Genomic DNA, 19,571 nt, shown 5'->3' with positions numbered 1-19,571 from the left:
CCCGGAAGGATCGTCCTAGAGGTCGCACATCGTCCGCAGGGCTCCGGCCGCCGGACTCCAGGAATCTCTCGCGGAACCACGGGAAGCGATGTCTGTCACGGTAGATGGGGATAAATCAGGATCGGTTCCGGTTCGCGCACGTGCGTTCGTGCGCGGCCCCCGGCCGGAGGCCGTGCCCGCGCTCGTCGGCACGGCCTGCACCGCCGTCGGACTGATCGACGTCGCGGCCGGGGTCTTCCCGCGCTTCCGGCACAGCCGCATGCACAGTCTGGCCGAGGTCCTTCCCGGGGCCCTCGGCCCGTTCGCGGCCGCGCTCTCGCTCAGCGCCGGGGTCCTGCTGCTGCTCCTGGCCCACGGCCTCAAGCGGCACAAGCGCCGGGCCTGGCGGGCCGCGGTCGTCCTGCTCCCGGCGGGCGCGCTGGCCCAGTTCAGCTACCGGCACTCGATCCTGGGCGCCCTGGTCTCGCTGACGCTGTGTTACCTGCTGGTGCGCCACCGGAGCGAGTTCGCCGCCCTGCCCGACCCGCGCAGCCGCTGGCGTGCCCTGGCCAACTTCGTCCTGCTCGGCGCCGGTTCGCTCGGCCTCGGCCTGGTCATCGTCAGCGCCCACCCCCGCCGCATGGTCGGCAGCCCCAGCATCGCCGACCGCCTCCAGCACGTGCTGTACGGCCTGGTCGGCTTCGAGGGGCCCGTCGACTACTCCGGGGACACCTCCTGGACCGTCGGCTGCTCACTCGGCGCCCTCGGCCTGCTGACCGCCGTCACCACCATCTACCTGGCCTTCCGCCCCGAGCACCCGGCCGCCCGGCTCACCGAGGACGACGAGGCCCGGCTGCGCGCCCTGCTGGAACGGCACGGCGGACGCGACTCCCTCGGCCACTTCGCGCTCCGCCGCGACAAGGCCGTCGTCTTCTCGCCCAGCGGCAAGGCCGCCGTCTGCTACCGCGTGGTCTCCGGCGTGATGCTCGCCAGCGGCGACCCGATCGGCGACGTGGAGGCGTGGCCCGGCGCCATCGAACGCTTCATGGACGAGGCCCGGGCCCACTCCTGGGCCCCCGCCGTCATGGGATGCGGCGAGACCGGCGGCGAGGTCTGGACCCGCGAGACCGGACTCACCGCCCTGGAGCTGGGCGACGAGGCGGTGGTCGACGTCGCGGATTTCTCCCTCGCCGGACGCGCGATGCGCAACGTACGCCAGATGGTGAAGCGTATTGAGCGGGGCGGCTACGAGACCCGCGTCCGGCGCGTGGCCGACATCGGCGAGACCGAACTCGCCCGCATCCGCCGGGCCGCCGCCGACTGGCGCGGCACCGACACCGAACGCGGCTTCTCCATGGCGCTCGGCCGGATCGGCGACGCCTCCGACCAGGACTGCTTCGTCGCCACCGCCCACAAGGCGGACGAGCACGCCGAAGGCTCCCCGTACGGCGACCTGAAGGCCGTGCTCCACTTCGTGCCCTGGGGCCGCGACGGCATGTCCCTCGACCTCATGCGCCGCGACCGCTCGGCCGACCCCGGCATGAACGAACTGCTGATCGTCGCGTCCCTCCAGGCCGCGCCCCGGCTCGGCATCAGCCGCGTCTCGCTGAACTTCGCGATGTTCCGCTCCGCGCTCGCCCGGGGCGAGAAGCTGGGCGCGGGGCCCGTCCTGCGGGTCTGGCGCGGGCTGCTGATCTTCCTCTCGCGCTGGTTCCAGATCGAGTCGCTGTACAAGTTCAACGCCAAGTTCCGGCCGCGCTGGGAGCCCCGCTTCGTGGTCTACCGCACCGCCCGCGACCTGCCCCGCATCTCCTTCGCCGCGATGCAGGCCGAGGGCTTCGTGCACCTGGCGCTCCCCCGCCCCCTCCGGTTCGCCCCGCGCCGCCCCTGCGCCCACGCACGCCCCCAGGCGGGCGACCAGGACGCCCGTACGGCATAGAGCCTCGCGATACGGGCCTAGGCTGGTCATATGAGTACGTTGCGTGGAACGGTCCAGGGTCTGCCGGAGTGGGACCGCTGCGCGGTCATGGGCGTCGTCAACGTGACGCCCGACTCCTTCTCCGACGGGGGCCGCTGGTTCGACACCACGAAGGCCGTCAAGCACGGCCTCGACCTGGTCGCCGAGGGCGCCGACCTCGTGGACGTCGGCGGCGAGTCCACCCGCCCCGGCGCCAGCCGGGTGGACGAGTCCGAGGAGCTGCGCCGGGTGATCCCGGTCGTCCGGGGCCTGGTCTCGGAGGGCGTCACGGTCTCCGTCGACACCATGCGCGCCCGCGTCGCCGAGCAGGCCGTCGCCGCCGGGGCGGTCCTCGTCAACGACGTCAGCGGCGGCCAGGCCGACCCGGACATGGTCCCCGTGGTCGCCGCCGCCGGCGCGCCGTTCGTCGTCATGCACTGGCGCGGCTTCAGCGAGTCGATGAACAGCCGGGCGGTGTACGGGGACGTGGTCGCCGAGGTCACCGACGAGCTGCGCGCCCGGATGGACGCGGTGGTGGCCGGCGGCATCGCCCCGGAACGCCTCGTCATCGACCCCGGGCTCGGCTTCGCCAAGGACGCCCCGCACGACCTGGCGCTGCTGGCCGGGCTGGACGCGCTGCACGCCCTCGGCCGTCCCCTGCTGGTCGCCGCGTCCCGCAAGCGGTTCCTGGGCCACGTCCTGGCCCGCGAGGGCGCCGCACCGCCGCCCGCCCGCGAGCGCGACGCCGCCACCGCCGCCGTCTCCGCCCTCTCCGCCCGGGCCGGCGCCTGGGCGGTCCGCGTCCACGAGGTCCGGGCCACCGCCGACGCCGTCCGGGTCGCCCGCGCGATCGAGGGAGCCGCGTGACCGGGCCGGGCGACGAGCTGGCCGGGCGCGGCGACGAGCACGCGGACGCCGCCGCCGACATCGCGGCCGTCGAGCAGGCCAACACCGCGTACTACGAGGCGGTGGAGCGCGGCGACCTGGACGCGCTGACCTCGGCCTGGCTGCCGGACGAGGAGCTGACGGTCTCCTGCGTGCACCCCGGGTGGCCGGTGCTCAGCGGGCGGCGCGAGGTGCTGCGCAGCTACGCGCTGATCATGGCGAACACCGAGTACATCCAGTTCTTCCTGACCGACGTCAGCGTCTCCATGACCGCCGACACCGCGCTGGTGACCTGCACCGAGAACATCCTCAGCGGCGGCCCCGCCGAGGAGGGTGCCTCGCTCGGCCCGCTCGTCGGGCAGCTCGTCGTCGCCACGAATGTGTTCCGCCGCACTCCGGACGGCTGGAAGCTCTGGTCGCACCACGGTTCGCCCGTACTGGCCGAAACCGGTGAGGAAGAGGACGAAGACCCCACGTCCTGAGCCGGTCCGACCCTCTTTCGGGCACGAAAGCCCGTCCCGGGTGATTGGACCCCGCCACATCGGGGTATCAGCGGCTATCTGTTCCGCGCCCGCAGGCCCGGCCCCCACGGGGAAGGGCTGTCGGTGCTCGCAGGTAGATTCGAAATCGGGCACCCGGCCGCCCGCACGCGGCCCCGTGCCCCCGGACCAACGACAGCAGGAGTGATTCGCGTGGATCGTGTCGCGCTGCGCGGCCTCAAGGCCCGCGGGCACCATGGCGTCTTCCCCCGGGAACGGGAAGAGGGACAGACGTTCATCGTGGACCTGGTGCTCGGCCTCGACACCCGCCCCGCGGCAGCCACCGACGACCTGACGAAGACCGTGCACTACGGCGTGGTCGCGGAGGAGGTCGTCTCGGTGGTCCAGGGCGAGCCGGTCGACCTGATCGAGACGCTCGCCGAGCGCATCGCCCAGCAGTGCCTCAAGCACGACGGCGTCGAGGAGGTGGAGGTCGTGGTGCACAAGCCGGACGCGCCCATCACCGTCCCGTTCGACGACGTCACCATCACCATCACCCGGAGCCGAGCATGACTGCATTTTCCACCGAAGGGCAGAGCGACCCGACCGTACAGCCGGTGCCCGCCTCCGTGGTCGAGCAGGTGGACGCCGCGGACATCACCCTTTCCAACCCCAAAATGGCCGTGCTCTCGCTCGGCGCCAACCTGGGCAACCGCCTGGAGACGCTCCAGGGCGCCATCGACGCCCTGGAGGACACGCCCGGCCTCCGGGTCAAGGCGGTCTCCCCGGTGTACGAGACGGAGCCCTGGGGCGTCGACCCGGGCTCCCAGCCCTCGTACTTCAACGCGGTGATCGTCGTGAAGACGACGCTGCCCCCGTCCTCGCTCCTGGAGCGCGGCCAGGCCATCGAGGAAGCCTTCGAACGGGTCCGCGAGGAGCGCTGGGGTCCGCGCACCATCGACGTCGACATCGTGTCGTACGCGGATGTCGTCTCCGACGACCCGGTGCTCACCCTTCCCCACCCCCGGGCCCGCGAGCGCGCCTTCGTGCTCGCCCCCTGGCACGACGTGGACCCCGAGGCCCAGCTGCCCGGCGCGGGCCCGGTCGCCGATCTGCTGACCGGTGTCGGGCGCGACGGCGTGCTCCCCCGGGCCGACCTGGAACTCCGGCTGCCCGAGTAGTCGTTAGGCTCACAGAACACAGCACGACGGACACAGGCGGCGAAGGGCGGCGCACGGGGTGAAGCCACTACGGCTCGGAGTCCTGGCCGGCCTCTTCGCCGCCGCCGGAGTCCTGTCCTGGGGCGCCGCCCGCCTCTGGGACTCCCTGGGCACGCTGCCCAGCGTCCCGCTCTTCGCGCCCATCGTCCTCGCGCTGATCGCCGTCGTCCTGCTGGCCACGGCGCTGTCCCTCCGCGCCCGCCTGCGCGCCCAGCGCGAACGGCGCCCGGACGCGAAGGGCGTCGAGCCCATGATGGCCGCCCGCGCCCTGGTCTTCGCCCAGGCGAGCGCCCTGGTCGTCGCCCTGGTCTCCGGCATGTACGGCGGCACGGCCGTCTTCCTGCTCGGCTCCCTGGACAACCCGCCCCGCCGCGACCAGGCCATCTACGCCGCCTTCGCGGTCCTGGCCGGCATCGCGGTCATCGCCGCCGCCCTCTTCCTGGAACACGTCTGCAAGCTCCCGGACGACAAGGACGACAACAAGCCGGACGCGGCGGCTGCGTAACGCCGCTTCCGGGTCTGGCTCGGGGACGGGCGGGGAGCGGGGTCAGCGCGCCATGATGAGGCTCATGGCCTCGGCGCGCGTCGCGGGGTCGCGCAGCTGTCCGCGGACCGCGGAGGTCAGCGTCTTCGCCCCAGGCTTGCGGATGCCGCGCATCGACATGCACATGTGCTCGCACTCGATGACGACGATGACGCCACGCGGCTCCAGGATCTCCATCAGGGACTCGGCGATCTGCGTGGTCAGCCGCTCCTGCACCTGCGGCCGGCGGGCGTAGACGTCCACCAGCCGGGCCAGCTTCGACAGGCCGGTGATCTTGCCGCTGGTGGCCGGAATGTACCCGACGTGCGCCACCCCGCGGAACGGGACCAGGTGGTGTTCGCACGTACTGAACACCTCGATGTCCTTGACGAGCACCATCTCGTCGTGGCCCAGGTCGAACGTGGTCGTCAGGACGTCCTCGGGCTGCTGGTAGAGCCCGGCGAATATCTCCTTGTACGCCCGCGCCACCCGCCCCGGCGTCTCCTTCAGGCCCTCGCGGTCGGGGTCCTCGCCCACGGCCAGCAGCAGCTCCCGGACGGCGGCCTCGGCACGTTTCTCGTCGAACTCGCCGATCGGCCCCTGGGGGTCCAGCGTCACCGGGTCGGTCATGTGTGCCTCGTTCCTTGAGCTGTCGCTGCGGGGGCATCCGCGCAGGTGTACGGAAAAGCCGCGCCCCCAACAGGCTAGAACCTGGGGGACGCGGCATCCATTCCGGGCCTGGTGGGAGCCCCGTGACGGGGGACACACCGGGTCGGTGACTAGCTCTCGGGACGCTCCTCGGGGAGGGCCTCCGTGCCCGGCACGGCGTCCGTGACGGGGGCGGCGGCCGTGCTCGCGCCGTTGGTGAGGGCGAGCTCCTTCGGGGAGAGGACCGGCGGGCGGGTGGACGGGGTGCGGCGGGCGGAGCCGGTCCACGCGGGGCGGGCCGGGCGCTTGACGATCGGGGCGAAGATCTCGGCGATCTCCTCCTTGCCCAGGGTCTCCTTCTCCAGAAGGCGGAGCACCAGGGTGTCGAGCACGTCGCGATTCTCTACGAGGATCTCCCACGCGTCGTTGTGCGCGGTCTCGATGAGCTTCTTGACCTCTTCGTCCACCAGCGCGGCGACCTCTTCCGAGTAGTCGCGCTGGTGGCCCATCTCGCGGCCCACGAACGGTTCGGTGTTGTCGCCGCCGAACTTGATCGCGCCGAGCCGCTCGGTCATGCCGTACTGCGTGACCATCGCGCGGGCCGTCGCCGTGGCCTTCTCGATGTCGTTCGCGGCGCCGGTGGTCGGGTCGTGGAAGACCAGCTCCTCGGCCGCGCGCCCGCCCAGCATGTAGGCCAGCTGGTCGAGCATCTCGTTGCGCGTCGTGGAGTACTTGTCCTCCTCCGGGAGCACCATCGTGTAACCGAGGGCGCGGCCGCGGGAGAGGATCGTGATCTTGTGGACCGGGTCCGACTGGGGGGAAGCCGCCGCGACCAGGGCGTGTCCGCCCTCGTGGTACGCGGTGATCTTCTTCTCCTTCTCGGACATGATCCGGGTCCGCTTCTGCGGGCCCGCCACGACACGGTCGATGGCCTCGTCCAGCATCGCGTTGTCGATGAGCTTCTGGTTGCTGCGCGCCGTCAGGAGCGCGGCCTCGTTCAGCACGTTCGACAGGTCGGCACCGGTGAAGCCGGGCGTGCGCCGGGCGACGGCGCCGAGGTCGACGTCCGGGGCGACCGGCTTGCCCTTCTGGTGGACCTTCAGGATCTCCAGGCGGCCCTGCATGTCCGGCCGGTCGACCGCGATCTGCCGGTCGAAGCGGCCCGGGCGCAGCAGCGCCGGGTCGAGGATGTCCGGGCGGTTCGTGGCGGCGATCAGGATGACGCCGCCCTTCACGTCGAAGCCGTCCATCTCCACGAGGAGCTGGTTGAGCGTCTGCTCGCGCTCGTCGTGACCGCCGCCCATACCGGCGCCGCGGTGGCGGCCGACGGCGTCGATCTCGTCCACGAAGACGATCGCCGGGGCGTTCGCCTTGGCCTGCTCGAAGAGGTCGCGGACCCGGGAGGCGCCGACACCGACGAACATCTCCACGAAGTCGGAGCCGGAGATCGAGTAGAACGGGACGCCCGCCTCGCCCGCGACGGCGCGCGCGAGCAGGGTCTTGCCCGTACCGGGAGGCCCGTAGAGCAGGACACCCTTGGGGATCTTGGCGCCGACGGCCTGGAACTTGGCCGGCTCCTGGAGGAACTCCTTGATCTCGTGGAGCTCCTCGACCGCCTCGTCCGAGCCCGCCACGTCGGCGAACGTCGTCTTCGGGGTGTCCTTGGTGATCAGCTTGGCCTTGGACTTGCCGAACTGCATGACCTTGGAGCCGCCACCCTGCATCTGATTCATCAGGAACAGGAAGACGACCACGATGAGGACGAACGGCAGCAGCGAGAAGAGGATCGAGACGAACGGGGACTGCTTCGAGGGCGAGACGGTGTACCCGTCCTTGATGTCGCCGCTCTCGTACTTCTTCTGGAGCATGTCGGCGAGCTGGACGCCCTGGTTGCCGATGTAGCTCGCCTGGAACTTGCTGCCGGACTCGCCGGACAGCTTCTGACCGTCCTTCAGTTCGACCTTGATGATGTGATCGTCACCGGTGGTGAGCTTGGCCTGGTCCACCTGGTTCTTGCTGATCGCCTGGATCACCTGTCCGGTGTCCACCGTCTTGTAGCCGCCGCCCGAGCCGACGACATTCATCAACACGACCACGGCGAGGACGGCCAGCACGATCCACATGACCGGCCCACGGAAGTATCGCTTCACGTCCATCCATACGAGGCGAAGACGCCCCGTCCCTCCTGCCCGTAGGTAAATGCTGCTGTGAGTAAAGACTGTTCTTCGGACGGTACCCCAGCATGGTCACCGGCGTCCGCCTCGGACGTCCGGCAATCGCGCCTCGAAGGCTCAACGGCGGGCGGCCCGTGAGGGTTCCCGGCGGGCCCTGCGGCGGGTCCGCGGGCCCTCAGCCTCCGTATACGTGCGGGGCGAGGGTCCCGACGAAGGGGAGGTTGCGGTACTTCTCGGCGTAGTCGAGGCCGTAGCCGACGACGAACTCGTTGGGAATGTCGAAGCCGACCCACTTGCAGTCGAGCGCGACCTTGGCCGCGTCCGGCTTGCGCAGGAGGGTGCAGATCTCCAGCGAGGCGGGCTCGCGCGAGCCCAGGTTCGACATCAGCCAGGACAGCGTCAGGCCGGAGTCGATGATGTCCTCGACGATCAGGACGTGCTTGCCCTTGATGTCGGTGTCCAGGTCCTTGAGGATCCGGACGACACCGGAGGACTGGGTGCCCGCGCCGTACGAGGAGACGGCCATCCAGTCCATGGTGACGGGGGTGGACAGCGCACGCGCCAGGTCCGCCATGACCATGACGGCGCCCTTGAGGACCCCGACGAGGAGCAGGTCCTTGCCGGCGTACTCCGCGTCGATCTTCGCGGCCAGCTCCACGAGCTTCGCGTCGATCTCTTCCTTGGTGAGGAGCACCGACTGGAGGTCGGTGCCCATGTCCTTCTCGTTCACCCGCGTCTCTTTCTGTGCCTGCCGGGTCCGGGGGTGGAGTCCCGGACCTGCGCGGCCGCTCGCCCTGCGTGTCAGCCGCTCGTGCGTCAGCTCTGCCGGATGACCAGTCTGCCACCCTGCCGCAGGGCTTCGACGCGGCCGGGGAGGTTGATGGCCTGCTGGCCGCGCCAGCCGGTGACCAGGCGGTCGACTTCCTCGATGTGCCGGGCGAAGAGCGAACCGGCCGGGGAACCCGCCTCTATGGCCGCCCGGCGCAGCACCCGGCGGCGTACGGCGGGCGGCAGCGCGTAGAGCTTGGAGCATTCGAGCCGCCCCGCGTCGTCGCGTACGTCACGGTCGGCGGCGGCGGCCCAGGTGTCGAGGGCGTCCGCGTCGTCGCGGGAGAGCTGGGCCGTACGGGCGAGGGCTTCGACCACGCCCTTGCCGAGGGCCTTCTCCAGGGCGGGCAGGCCCTCGTGGCGCAGCCGGGAGCGGGTGTAGGCGGGGTCGATGTTGTGGGGGTCGTCCCAGACGGGCAGGGACTGGGCGAGGCAGGCGGTGCGGGCGGTCTGCCGGTCGAGCTGGAGGAAGGGGCGGCGGTAGCGGCCGGCCGGGCCGGAGGCGGCGGCCATGCCGGACAGGGAGCGGATGCCGGAGCCGCGGGCGAGGCCCAGCAGGACGGTCTCGGCCTGGTCGTCGCGGGTGTGGCCGAGGAGGACCGCGGCGGCGCCGTGGCGTTCGGCGGCGGCGTCGAGCGCGGCGTAGCGGGCGTCGCGGGCGGCGGCCTCGGGTCCGCCGTCGCGGCCGACGTGGACGGCGACGGCCTCGGCGGGGCCGAGGTCCATGGCGGCGAGCCGGGCGGCGACCTCGGCGGCGCGGAGGTCGGAGCCGTCCTGGAGGCCGTGGTCGACGGTGATGCCGCCGGCTCGGACGGGGAGTTTGCGGGCCTCGAAGGCGAGGGCGGAGGCGAGCGCCATGGAGTCGGCGCCGCCGGAGCAGGCCACGAGCACCAGGGGGGTGTCGGGGCGGTCGGGGAGCGTGCCGAGGCGGCTGCCCCCGCCGGCCCCGGCTAGCTCGGGGTGCGGGGCGTGCCCGGCGCGTTCGGTCTGTTCGGCGTGTTCGGCGATGACGTCGTGGAGTACGCGGCGGACCGCCAGGCGTATCGCCGCGACCGCAGGATGGGGACCCATGTCCGGTGCCCTTCGTGAGGAGCTTGAGGGGTGTCTCGGAGTGCCGGGACGGGAAGGAGTGCCGTCACTCAGAGTGCGTCGATGGTGACAGAGCAATGCCGTTCATCGAGCATTGCACGCCTTCCCATGCCCCTACGGTCCCTCGGATGGGTGATTACCGGCGCGTTGCCTTCGTACCGGGGACCTTGATCACGACTCTGCCTTACGGTGCACCCTCGCGATCCAGTCCGCGGGGCGGGCGATCTCCGCCTTGGTGGGGAGGGTGTTGGGCGAGGTCCACACCCGGTTGAAGCCGTCCATGCCGACCTCGTCCACGACGGCGCGCACGAAGCGTTCGCCGTCCCGGTACTGGCGCAGCTTGGCGTCGAGGCCGAGCAGCTTGCGCAGGGCCTGGTCGAGGCGTCCGGCGCCCTGGGCGCGGCGCTGCTGGAACTTCTCGCGGATCTCGGCGACGGAGGAGACCACCTCGGGGCCGACGCCGTCCATGACGTAGTCGGCGTGTCCTTCCAGGAGGGACATGACTGCGGTGAGGCGGCCGAGGATCTCGCGCTGGGCGGGGGTCTGGACGAGCTCGACCAGGCTGCGGCCGCCGTCCTCACCCTCCTCGCCCTCGGGCCGGCCGCCGGCGAGGGACTGGGCGGCCTCGCGCAGCCGCTCCAGGAAGGTCATCGGGTCGACGTCGGTCTCGTCCAGGAAGGACTGGATCTCGCCCTGGAGGTGGTCGCGGAGCCAGGGCACCGCGGTGAACTGGGTGCGGTGGGTCTCCTCGTGGAGGGCGACCCAGAGCCGGAAGTCGTGCGGGTCCGCGTCCAGCTCGCGTTCCACGTGGACGATGTTCGGCGCGACGAGCAGGAGGCGTCCGCCGCCGTCGGCGGAGGCGGGGAGCTCGCGGGAGGCGGGGGCGAAGGTCTCGTACTGGCCGAGGACGCGGGAGGCGAGGAAGGACAGCAGCATGCCGACCTCGACGCCGGTGACCTTGGAGCCGACCGCGCCGAGCACGGCGCCGCCCGCGCCGCCGGAGCGCCGTTCCTCCATCTTCTCCAGGAGGGGGCGCAGCAGTTCGCGGAATCCGGCGACGTTGGCCCTGATCCAGCCGGTGCGGTCCACGACGAGGACGGGGGTGTCCTCCGGCTCTGTTCCCTCGGGGATCATCAGGGTGAAGGCGCGGACGTGCTCCTCCGCCGCCTTCGCGTGCCTGCGCAGCTCCGCGACGACCTCGCGGGCCTCCTCGCGGCTGATCTCGGGACCCGGCCGCACAAGCCGGGTCGCGGTCGCGACCGCGAGGTTCCAGTCGACCATCCCTGCACCACCGATGCTCGTCATGCGTCAACCGTACGTGCTCGCCCCTTGATGCGGTGCGGTGTTGACGCGCTCATCGCTTCCCGGCGCCGAGTGCGGTGGCGAGTTTGTCGAGGGCCTTCTGGGCCTCGGTGGGGGCGGTGGTGCCGGAGGCGAGGAAGGCGAAGGAGAGCAGTCGTCCCTGGGTGTCCACGACGGTCCCGGCGAGGCTGTTGACGCCGGTGAGGGTGCCGGTCTTGGCGCGGATGAAGCCGGTGCCGCCGGCCTCGCTGGTGTAGCGGCTGCTGAGCGTGCCGCTGAATCCGGCCACGGGGAGGCCGGTGAGGACGGCGCGCAGTTCGGGGTGGGCGGGGTCGGCCGCCCGGGCGAGGAGCCCGGCGAGCAGGGCCGCGGTCACCTTGTCCTCGCGGTTGAGCCCGCTGCCGTCGGCGATGTTCACGCCCTTGAGGGGCAGGCCGAGCTTCTTCAGACCGGCGGTGACGGCCCGTCGGCCGCCCGTGAAGTCGGCGGGCTGCCCGGCGGCGATGGCGGTCTGCCGGGCCAGGGCCTCGGCGATGTCGTTGTCGCTGTTGGTCAGGGCGCGTTCGACCAGGCCGGAGAGGGGGGCGGAGAGGTGGGTGGCGACCGTACGGGACGTCTTGGCGGGGCGGCCGGGGGCGGGCGCGCCCTTGGTGGTGACCCCGGCGTCCTTCAGGTATCCGGCGAAGGCGCGGGCGGCGTCGCCCGCCGGGTCCTCGGTGCGTGTGGCGGGGCCCTTGGTGGAGTCGTCCTGGCGGCCCTCGTTGAGCATCAGGGCGCTCATGGGCGCGATGTTCTCGTTGGGGCCGATCGGGTGGTGCGTGGGCCCCGAATAGGCGGAGGCGTCGTAGCGCAGCCGTACGGAGGGGGCCTTGCCGGTCTTGAGGGCGCGGGCGGTCTCGGTGGCGAGGGCGCGCAGGGCGGCCTTGTCGAGGGTGGGGTCGCCGCCGCCGACGAGGGTGACGGTGCGCAGGTCGTCGGAGGCGCGCACGGTGGTGGGGATGCGGTGGGCGGGGCCGAGGGCGCCGAGGGCGGCGACGGTGGTGGCGATCTTGACGGTGGAGGCGGGCGTCATGGGGGCGTCGGCGCCCTTGCCGTAGAGCCGTTTGCCGGTGGCGGTGTCGATGACGACGGCGGCGCGCCGGGTGCCGAGCGCGTCGTTCTCCAGCAGCGGTTCCAGGACGGCGCGCAGGTCGCGGGTGGCACCGGCCGGGGCGTCCTTCGGGCCGGTGCCCGTGGCGGACAGGGCGGCGAGGACGGCGGGGGCGCTGGGAGCGGGGGCGGGGCCCTCCGGGTCGCCGCCGTCGTGATGTACGCCACCTGTTCCTTCGGCGGCGACCGCCCGGTCCCGCTCGGCCTTACGCTGACCCGAGTCCCAGGGTCCGGCGGCGAGGACGGCGCCGGCCGCGAGGGCCAGTCCGACGACGGCGGACACGGCCGTGAACTGCCAGTCGTTCACTCCGCCGCGTACGCCCAGACGGGCCGCGATACCGCCGCCGGGCGTGCCGGGCGGTTCCGTCGACGGTCTTTCCACCGGCTCGGCCACCGTTGACCAGCCCCTTTCGCGAGCACACATCTGCGTGAGGGACACTTAACCACCAGTCGTATGTGTTGATCATGGAGGAGCCACCCGTGGAGTTCGACGTCGTTATCGAGATCCCGAAGGGTTCGCGCAACAAGTACGAGGTGGATCACGAGACCGGCCGGATTCGTCTGGACCGTCGGCTCTTCACCTCGACCAGCTACCCGGCGGACTACGGCTTCGTCGAGGACACCCTCGGTGAGGACGGCGACCCGCTGGACGCGCTCGTCATCCTGGAGGAGCCGACGTTCCCGGGCTGCCTCATCAAGTGCCGCGCGATCGGCATGTTCCGGATGACCGACGAGGCCGGCGGCGACGACAAGCTGCTGTGCGTCCCGGCCTCCGACCCCCGGGTGGAGCACCTCCAGGACATCCAGCACGTGTCGGAGTTCGACCGCCTGGAGATCCAGCACTTCTTCGAGGTCTACAAGGACCTGGAGCCGGGCAAGTCCGTCGAGGGCGCCGACTGGGTCGGCCGCGCCGAGGCCGAGGCCGAGATCGTCGCCTCCCGCAAGCGCCTTGAGGCGCAGGGCGGCGCGCACTGACGTTCCGCTTCGTGTGAGCGGGCTACGAAACGGGCGGTACACCCACGCGGGTGTGCCGCCCGTTCCGTGTGCCCTCCCTTGGGCGTGGCCATACTGGGCAGGAGTGCGCCCGAGGACGCGCAGCCGAGGAGGAGCGAGGTCGAGTGGTGGCGGAACCGGGCGGGCCCGAGGACGAGAAGCCCCAGTCCGATGAGGCGCACAGCGCCTTCTCGTGGCCGGCCGGGACCGAACCGGTGGCGCCGCCCGAGGAGGACCACCCGACGTCGGAGTTCGCCCTTCCGGAGGGCGTGACGCCGGAGCAGCCGGCCCCTGGTTCCGGTTCCGGTACGGGTTCCGCTTCCGGGTCCGAGACGACCGGTTCGGCGTTCGCCACGCCGAGCACGTACAGCTTCCGGGACTCCCCGCCGGCGTTCACCCCGGCGTACGGGGTGCCGATGGTCCGGCTGACCAAGGAGGCGCCCTGGCAGGACCGGATGCGCACGATGCTGCGGATGCCGGTCGCCGAGCGCCCGGCCCCGGAGCCGGTCCAGCGGCACGACGAGGAGGCCGGGCCCCCGGTTCCGCGCGTGCTCGACCTGACGCTGCGTATCGGGGAGCTGCTGCTCGCGGGCGGTGAGGGCGCCGAGGACGTCGAGGCGGCCATGTTCGCGGTGATGCGGAGCTACGGGCTCGACCGCTGCGAGCCGACCGTGACGTTCACGCTGCTGTCGATCTCGCACCAGCCGTCGCTGGTGGACGACCCGGTGACGGCGAGCCGTACGGTACGCCGCCGGGGCACCGACTACACGCGGCTCGCGGCGGTCTTCCGGCTGATCGACGACATCACGACGGCCGACGACGAGGTGTCGCTGGAGGAGGCGTACCGGCGGCTCGCGGAGATCCGGCGCAACCGGCACCCGTATCCCGGCTGGGTGCTCACGCTGGCCGCCGGCGGGCTGGCCGGGGCGGCGTCCGTGCTGGTCGGCGGTGGTCCGCTGGTGTTCCTGATCGCGGCGCTCGGGGCGATGCTCGGTGACCGGCTGGCCTGGCTGTGCGCGGGGCGCGGGCTGCCGGAGTTCTACCAGTTCGTGGTGGCGGCGATGCCGCCGGCCGCGATGGGCGTGGCGCTGACGCTGACGCACTGGTCGGACGTACGGCCGTCGGCGGTGATCACCGGTGGGCTGTTCGCGCTGCTGCCGGGGCGGGCGCTGGTGGCGGGCGTGCAGGACGGTCTGACCGGGTACTACATCACGGCCTCGGCACGGCTCCTGGAGGTCCTGTACTTCTTCATCGCGATCGTCACCGGGGTGCTGCTGGCGCTGTACGGGGGGCTTCAGCTGGGGGCCGAGCTGGACCCGGAGGCGCGGTTCATCACGCACGACCGGCCGGTGATCCAGACCGTCGCGTCGATGGTGCTGACCCTGGCGTTCGCGATCCTGCTCCAGCAGGAGCGGGCGACGGTGCTCGCGGTGACCCTGAACGGCGGCGTGGCCTGGATCGTCTACGGGGCGATGGCCCAGACGGGCAAGTTGTCGGCGGTGGCCGCGACGGCCGCGGCGGCGGGGCTCGTCGGGCTGTTCGGGCAGCTGTTCTCGCGGTACCGCTACACGTCCTCGCTGCCGTACATCACGGCGGCGATCGGGCCGCTGCTGCCCGGTTCGGCGACGTACTTCGGTCTGCTGGGCGTCGCGCAGAACGAGCTGGACCGGGGCCTCGCCTCGCTGTCCACGGCGGTGGCGACGGCGCTGGCCATCGCCATCGGGGTGAACCTGGGGAGCGAGATCTCGCGGCTGTTCATGCGGGTGCCGGGCGCGGTCGGCGGCGCGAACCGCCGCGCGGCCAAGCGGACGCGCGGCTTCTGACCTCGGACAGGCCCTGGGGGGCGTACGGCGCTCAGCGCTTGGCGTGGCGGCCGCGGCGGCCGCCGGCCGGGTCCTGCGGGGGCACCTCGCCGTTTTCGGCGGCGGGGCCCTCCTTCTTGGACTTGCTCCGGGCGCGCAGGAACTCGATGGCGATCGGGACGACCGAGATCAGCACGATCAGGACGAGCATCGCCTCGATGTTCTTGTGGACGAACTCGACGTTGCCGAGGGCGGCGCCGAGCAGCGTCACGCCGACGCCCCAGAGGACGCCGCCGATCACGTTGAACACGATGAACGAGCGGTAGTTCATCCGGCTGACGCCCGCGATGATCGGAGTGAAGGTCCGCACGATCGGCACGAAGCGGGCCAGGATCAGCGACTTCGGGCCGTGCTTCTCGAAGAACTCGTGGGCCTTCTCGACGTTCTCCTGCTTGAAGAGGCGGGAGTCGGGCCGGCTGAAGAGCGAGGGGCCGACCTTGCGGCCGAAGAGGTAGCCCACCTGGTCGCCGATGATCGCGGCGAGCGCGACCAGGACGCAGACCAGCCAGAGCGGGGTGTGCAGCTTGTCGGTCGTGACCAGCAGGCCCGTGGTGAACAGCAGGGAGTCACCGGGCAGGAAGAAGCCGATGAGCAGCCCGGACTCGGCGAAGACGATGACCAGCACACCGGCCAGGCCGAACTGTCCGATGAGATAGTCCGGGTCCAGCCAGCTCGGTCCGAGCGCAAGCGTATTCAAGGGTCCGGGCTCCAGGATGAGGTCGATGGGCGGCTGCGTGGCCGCCCCAAGCTATCAACGCCTTGGGGCGGCCCCGGGTTCCACCCGCCTCCGTGACCGTTTACGCCCGGCGGCGCGCGTTCGCCTCGATCGCGTCGCGCAGGTGCTCGGCGAGGCCCGGCCGCATGGCGTCGTAGTGCGCCTTGAACCGCGGATCGGCGACGTACATCCCGCCGAGGCACCGGTGGAACTCGTGGTCGCACGCGTAGAACCAGGTGCAGATCTGGAGCCGGTGCTCCTCCGCGAGGTCTGTGGCGCGCTCGCCGTCGGCCGGTTCGCCGGCCTCCATCAGCGCCGTGTAGCGCTCGCTCCAGGAGTCGGTCTCGGCCTTCATCCGCTGCCAGTCCTCCTTGCTGTAGCGGGCGGTCCGGCGCTGCGACTCGGCGTAGGCCTCGGTGGAGCCCCAGCGGCGCTCGGTCTCCTCGGCGTACTGATCCGGGTCCTTGTCGCCGAAGACCTCGAACTTCTCCTCGGGGGTGAGGTTGATGCCCATCCTGCGTGCCTCCATCGCTGTCTCTACGGCGGCGGCCATCCGCTGGAGCTCCTCGATCCGGTGCGACAGCAGCGCGTGCTGGCGGCGCAGGTGCTCCCGCGGGTCCGCGTCCGGGTCGTCGAGCAGGTCCGCGATCTCGTCCAGCGGGAAGCCGAGCTCCCGGTAGAAGAGGATCTGCTGCAGCCGGTCCAGGTCGGCGTCGTCGTAGCGCCGGTGGCCCGCGTGGCTGCGCCCGCCCGGTGAGAGCAGGCCGATGGTGTCGTAGTGGTGCAGGGTGCGCACCGTGACCCCGGCGAAACCGGCGACCTGTCCCACGGAGTGCTCCATGGCTCCCCGCTCCTTCCTGTGTGGGTACGGGTACGAGCCTCGGCCCTCACGCCGCGTGAGGTGCAAGTCCCGCCTGCCGCCCGCACCTTTTGAACGGTTTTACGGCTTTCGCGTCGCTATGGTGTGCCGATGCCGACCGATTCCGTCGCCGCCGCCGAGCCCGCCCCCGCCCGCCGGCTCCTCGTGCTCATCGTGCCCTCCCTGGCCGTGGGCGTGGCCTCGGCCCTGGTCCTGCTCGGGGTCAGCCTGCTCGCGGAGCAGCTCCAGGACGTGCTGTGGGAGACCCTGCCCGACGCTCTGTCCGTGGGCCGGTACTCCTCGCTGTGGATGATCGTGATGCTCACGGCCATGGGCCTGGTGACCGGCCTGGTCCTGCGCGCCGTACCTGGCCGGGGCGGCCCGGACCCGGCGACCATGGGCCTGGTCGACCCTCCGCTGCCGCCCTACGTGGTGCCCGGTCTGCTCGTGGTCACCGTCCTCGCCCTGGCGGGCGGCGTCAGCCTCGGCCCGGAGAACCCGATCACCGCGGCCAACATCGCCCTGGCCGCCTGGGCCGGCCGCCGGATCGCCCCGGGCGCGCCCGGTGAGCTGTGGCTCGCGCTCGCCGCCGCCGGCACCATCGGCGCCCTCTTCGGCACCCCGGTCGCCGCCGCCCTGATCCTCACCGAGACGCTGGCCGCCACGCCCGCCCCCGGTGCGCTCTGGGACAAGCTGTTCGGGCCGCTGGCGGCCGGGGCGGCGGGCTCCCTCACCATGTCGCTGGCCGCCCACCCCAGCTTCGACCTGTCGCTGCCCCCGTACACGCACACCGGCTGGGGCGACCTGCTCGCCGCTCTCGTCATCGCGTCGGCCGGAGCGGTCCTCGGCCTCGCGGCGGTGTACGCGTTCCCGCTGGTCCACCGCTTCTTCCGGGCCCTGCCGCATCCGGTGCTCGCCCTGACCCTGGGCGGCCTCGCGCTCGGCCTGCTCGGGGCGCTCGGCGGGCACCTGACGCTGTTCAAGGGGCTGGACGAGGTGAAGACGATCGCCGCCGATCCGGACGGCTGGTCGGCCGCCGAGTTCGGGACGATGGCGGTGGTGAAGACGGCGGCCCTGGTGATCGCCGCGACCTGCGGCTTCCGGGGCGGCCGGATCTTCCCGGCGGTGTTCTCGGGCGTCGCGCTCGGACTGTGCGCCCACGCCCTCGTGGACGGGGTGCCGGTGGCGCTCGCGGCGACGTGCGGGGTGCTGGGCGTCCTGCTGGCCGTCACCCGGCAGGGCTGGCTGAGCCTGTTCACGGCGGCGGTGCTGGGCTTCGACACGGCCCTGCTGCCGGTGCTGTGCGTGGCCTCGCTGCCCGCCTGGCTGCTGGTCACCGGCCGGCCGCTGATGCAGCTGCGGAAGGACGGCACCCCGCTGCGCTGAGCCGGACGGACCAGCACCGGGTGTCGGGCGCCGGAGCCGTCCGTATCGTCGGATTCGTCCGGTCTCGCGGGCGCGAGCCGAGAAGGGCAGGTCCGTGATGCCGCTCCACCGGGGCTCCGCGCACGAGGTCGAACCGTCGGTCAAGCAGCGCAAACTGGCGCTCAACCCGTTCTACGGGGTCGCCGACCCGGTCGCCGGAATGGAGGCGGCCCCGCCCCGGCACCGGATGCCGGACGGACCGCTGCCGCCCCACACCGCGTACGGGCTCGTCCACGACGAGCTGATGCTGGACGGCAACTCGCGGCTCAACCTCGCCACCTTCGTCACCACCTGGATGGAACCCCAGGCCGGGGTGCTGATGGGCGAGTGCCGCGACAAGAACATGATCGACAAGGACGAGTACCCGCGCACCGCCGAGCTGGAGCGGCGCTGTGTGTCGATGCTCGCCGACCTCTGGCACGCACCCGACCCCTCGGCGGCCGTCGGCTGTTCCACGACCGGGTCCAGCGAGGCGTGCATGCTCGCCGCGATGGCGCTCAAACGCCGCTGGTCGGCCAGGAACGCCGACCGCTACCCGGCGAGAGCCAAGCCCAACCTCGTGATGGGGGTGAACGTGCAGGTGTGCTGGGAGAAGTTCTGCACGTTCTGGGAGGTCGAGCCGCGCCTCGTCCCCATGGAGGGCGACCGCTTCCACCTCGACCCGCAGGCCGCCGTGGAGCTGTGCGACGAGAACACCATCGGCGTCGTCGGCATCCTCGGCTCCACCTTCGACGGCAGTTACGAGCCGATCGCGGAGCTGTGCGCGGCCCTGGACGACCTCCAGAAGCGCACCGGTCTCGACATCCCCGTCCACGTCGACGGGGCCTCCGGCGGCATGGTCGCGCCGTTCCTCGACCCGGACCTGGTGTGGGACTTCCGGCTCCCCCGGGTCTCCTCCATCAACACCTCCGGCCACAAGTACGGCCTGGTCTACCCGGGGGTCGGCTGGGCGCTGTGGCGCTCGTCCGAGGAGCTGCCCGAGGAGCTGGTCTTCCGGGTGAACTACCTGGGCGGCGACATGCCCACCTTCGCGCTGAACTTCTCCCGGCCCGGTGCCCAGGTCGTCGCGCAGTACTACACCTTCCTGCGGCTGGGCCGGGACGGCTACCGGGCCGTGCAGCAGGCGGCCCGGGACGTGGCGACCGGGCTCGCCGCGCAGATCGAGGAGCTGGGCGACTTCCGGCTGCTCACCCGGGGCGACCAACTGCCCGTCTTCGCGCTCACCACCAAGCCGGAGGTGACGGCGTACGACGTCTTCGACGTGTCACGGCGACTGCGCGAACGCGGCTGGCTGGTGCCCGCGTACACCTTCCCCGCCAACCGGGAAGACCTGGCGGTGCTCCGGATCGTGTGCCGCAACGGCTTCTCGTCGGACCTGGCGGAACTGCTCCTGGAGGACCTGCGCCTCCTGATGCCCGAACTCCGCGCCCAGCCGCACCCGCTGACCCGGGACCAGAACGCGGCGACGTCCTTCCACCACTGAA

Annotated in this window: 18 protein-coding genes; 10 read left to right on the top strand and 8 right to left on the bottom strand. The window is 71.9% G+C overall.

The annotated features are described in order from the left end of the window. Positions 1–88: 88 nt before the first annotated feature. The 6 genes from AMK18_RS22440 (at position 89) to AMK18_RS22415 (ending at position 5,025) form a co-directional block, all read left to right on the top strand. Positions 89–1,918, top strand: coding sequence for a phosphatidylglycerol lysyltransferase domain-containing protein (locus AMK18_RS22440; RefSeq protein ID WP_198957057.1), 1,830 nt, complete (start codon positions 89–91; stop codon positions 1,916–1,918). A 30-nt stretch (positions 1,919–1,948) separates the two neighbouring features. Beyond that, a complete protein-coding gene (folP, locus tag AMK18_RS22435; RefSeq protein ID WP_073864158.1) occupies positions 1,949–2,803 on the top strand; it encodes a dihydropteroate synthase in 855 nt (284 codons plus the stop codon). Next, positions 2,800–3,303, top strand: coding sequence for a nuclear transport factor 2 family protein (locus tag AMK18_RS22430; RefSeq protein ID WP_376456831.1), 504 nt, complete (start codon positions 2,800–2,802; stop codon positions 3,301–3,303). Before folP ends, AMK18_RS22430 begins: the two co-directional genes overlap by 4 nt. A gap of 210 nt (positions 3,304–3,513) precedes the next feature. Beyond that, entirely contained in the window at positions 3,514–3,873 is a 360-nt protein-coding gene (gene folB / locus AMK18_RS22425; protein WP_018102247.1) for a dihydroneopterin aldolase, read from the top strand. Continuing rightward, complete coding sequence (gene folK, locus AMK18_RS22420) at positions 3,870–4,481, top strand: 2-amino-4-hydroxy-6-hydroxymethyldihydropteridine diphosphokinase (RefSeq protein WP_026171402.1); 612 nt, start codon at positions 3,870–3,872, stop codon at positions 4,479–4,481. Before folB ends, folK begins: the two co-directional genes overlap by 4 nt. Before the next feature lie 58 nt (positions 4,482–4,539). Continuing rightward, a complete protein-coding gene (locus tag AMK18_RS22415) occupies positions 4,540–5,025 on the top strand; it encodes a DUF3180 domain-containing protein (RefSeq protein ID WP_073864157.1) in 486 nt (161 codons plus the stop codon). Positions 5,026–5,067: 42 nt separating this feature from the next. Here AMK18_RS22415 and folE read toward each other — a convergent pair whose 3' ends face one another. The 6 genes from folE to dacB all read right to left on the bottom strand — a co-directional run bounded on the left by folE (position 5,068) and on the right by dacB (position 12,627). After that, on the bottom strand, positions 5,068–5,673 hold the full coding sequence (gene folE, locus AMK18_RS22410) for a GTP cyclohydrolase I FolE (RefSeq protein ID WP_073864155.1): 606 nt from the start codon (positions 5,671–5,673) through the stop codon (positions 5,068–5,070). 149 nt (positions 5,674–5,822) lie between these two features. Next, positions 5,823–7,847, bottom strand: coding sequence for an ATP-dependent zinc metalloprotease FtsH (gene ftsH, locus AMK18_RS22405; protein WP_018102242.1), 2,025 nt, complete (start codon positions 7,845–7,847; stop codon positions 5,823–5,825). 193 nt (positions 7,848–8,040) lie between these two features. After that, a complete protein-coding gene (gene hpt / locus AMK18_RS22400; protein WP_037777945.1) occupies positions 8,041–8,580 on the bottom strand; it encodes a hypoxanthine phosphoribosyltransferase in 540 nt (179 codons plus the stop codon). 101 nt (positions 8,581–8,681) lie between these two features. Continuing rightward, complete coding sequence (gene tilS, locus AMK18_RS22395; RefSeq protein WP_018102240.1) at positions 8,682–9,764, bottom strand: tRNA lysidine(34) synthetase TilS; 1,083 nt, start codon at positions 9,762–9,764, stop codon at positions 8,682–8,684. 189 nt (positions 9,765–9,953) lie between these two features. Further along, positions 9,954–11,087 carry a zinc-dependent metalloprotease gene (locus tag AMK18_RS22390; RefSeq protein ID WP_073864153.1) on the bottom strand — a complete coding sequence of 378 codons (1,134 nt, stop codon included), beginning with the start codon at positions 11,085–11,087 and terminating at the stop codon, positions 9,954–9,956. Positions 11,088–11,136: 49 nt separating this feature from the next. Further along, positions 11,137–12,627 (bottom strand): D-alanyl-D-alanine carboxypeptidase/D-alanyl-D-alanine endopeptidase, encoded by a 1,491-nt coding sequence (gene dacB, locus AMK18_RS22385; RefSeq protein WP_073864152.1) that lies wholly within the window; start codon positions 12,625–12,627, stop codon positions 11,137–11,139. An 86-nt stretch (positions 12,628–12,713) separates the two neighbouring features. On the opposite strand from dacB, the gene AMK18_RS22380 reads away from it, so the two are divergent. Together AMK18_RS22380 and AMK18_RS22375 are read left to right on the top strand one after the other, a co-directional pair. After that, positions 12,714–13,208, top strand: a complete 495-nt coding sequence (locus AMK18_RS22380) for an inorganic diphosphatase (RefSeq protein ID WP_018520452.1) — start codon at positions 12,714–12,716, stop codon at positions 13,206–13,208. A gap of 143 nt (positions 13,209–13,351) precedes the next feature. Continuing rightward, positions 13,352–15,049 carry a threonine/serine exporter family protein gene (locus AMK18_RS22375; protein ID WP_073864150.1) on the top strand — a complete coding sequence of 566 codons (1,698 nt, stop codon included), beginning with the start codon at positions 13,352–13,354 and terminating at the stop codon, positions 15,047–15,049. A 31-nt stretch (positions 15,050–15,080) separates the two neighbouring features. Here AMK18_RS22375 and AMK18_RS22370 read toward each other — a convergent pair whose 3' ends face one another. Together AMK18_RS22370 and AMK18_RS22365 are read right to left on the bottom strand one after the other, a co-directional pair. Next, entirely contained in the window at positions 15,081–15,785 is a 705-nt protein-coding gene (locus AMK18_RS22370) for a DedA family protein (RefSeq protein ID WP_018102235.1), read from the bottom strand. 100 nt (positions 15,786–15,885) lie between these two features. Further along, complete coding sequence (locus AMK18_RS22365; protein WP_073864148.1) at positions 15,886–16,644, bottom strand: MerR family transcriptional regulator; 759 nt, start codon at positions 16,642–16,644, stop codon at positions 15,886–15,888. Positions 16,645–16,773: 129 nt separating this feature from the next. On the opposite strand from AMK18_RS22365, the gene AMK18_RS22360 reads away from it, so the two are divergent. Beyond that, complete coding sequence (locus AMK18_RS22360) at positions 16,774–18,048, top strand: ion channel protein (RefSeq protein ID WP_073864147.1); 1,275 nt, start codon at positions 16,774–16,776, stop codon at positions 18,046–18,048. A 97-nt stretch (positions 18,049–18,145) separates the two neighbouring features. Continuing rightward, entirely contained in the window at positions 18,146–19,570 is a 1,425-nt protein-coding gene (locus tag AMK18_RS22355; RefSeq protein WP_073864146.1) for a glutamate decarboxylase, read from the top strand. The last annotated feature ends 1 nt before the right edge of the window (position 19,571 follow it).

The organism is Streptomyces sp. CB01249 (assembly GCF_001905735.1).
GTDB lineage: Bacteria > Actinomycetota > Actinomycetes > Streptomycetales > Streptomycetaceae > Streptomyces.
Note: the sequence above shows the minus strand (reverse complement) of the source record. Positions and strands in the feature narration are given on the sequence as shown.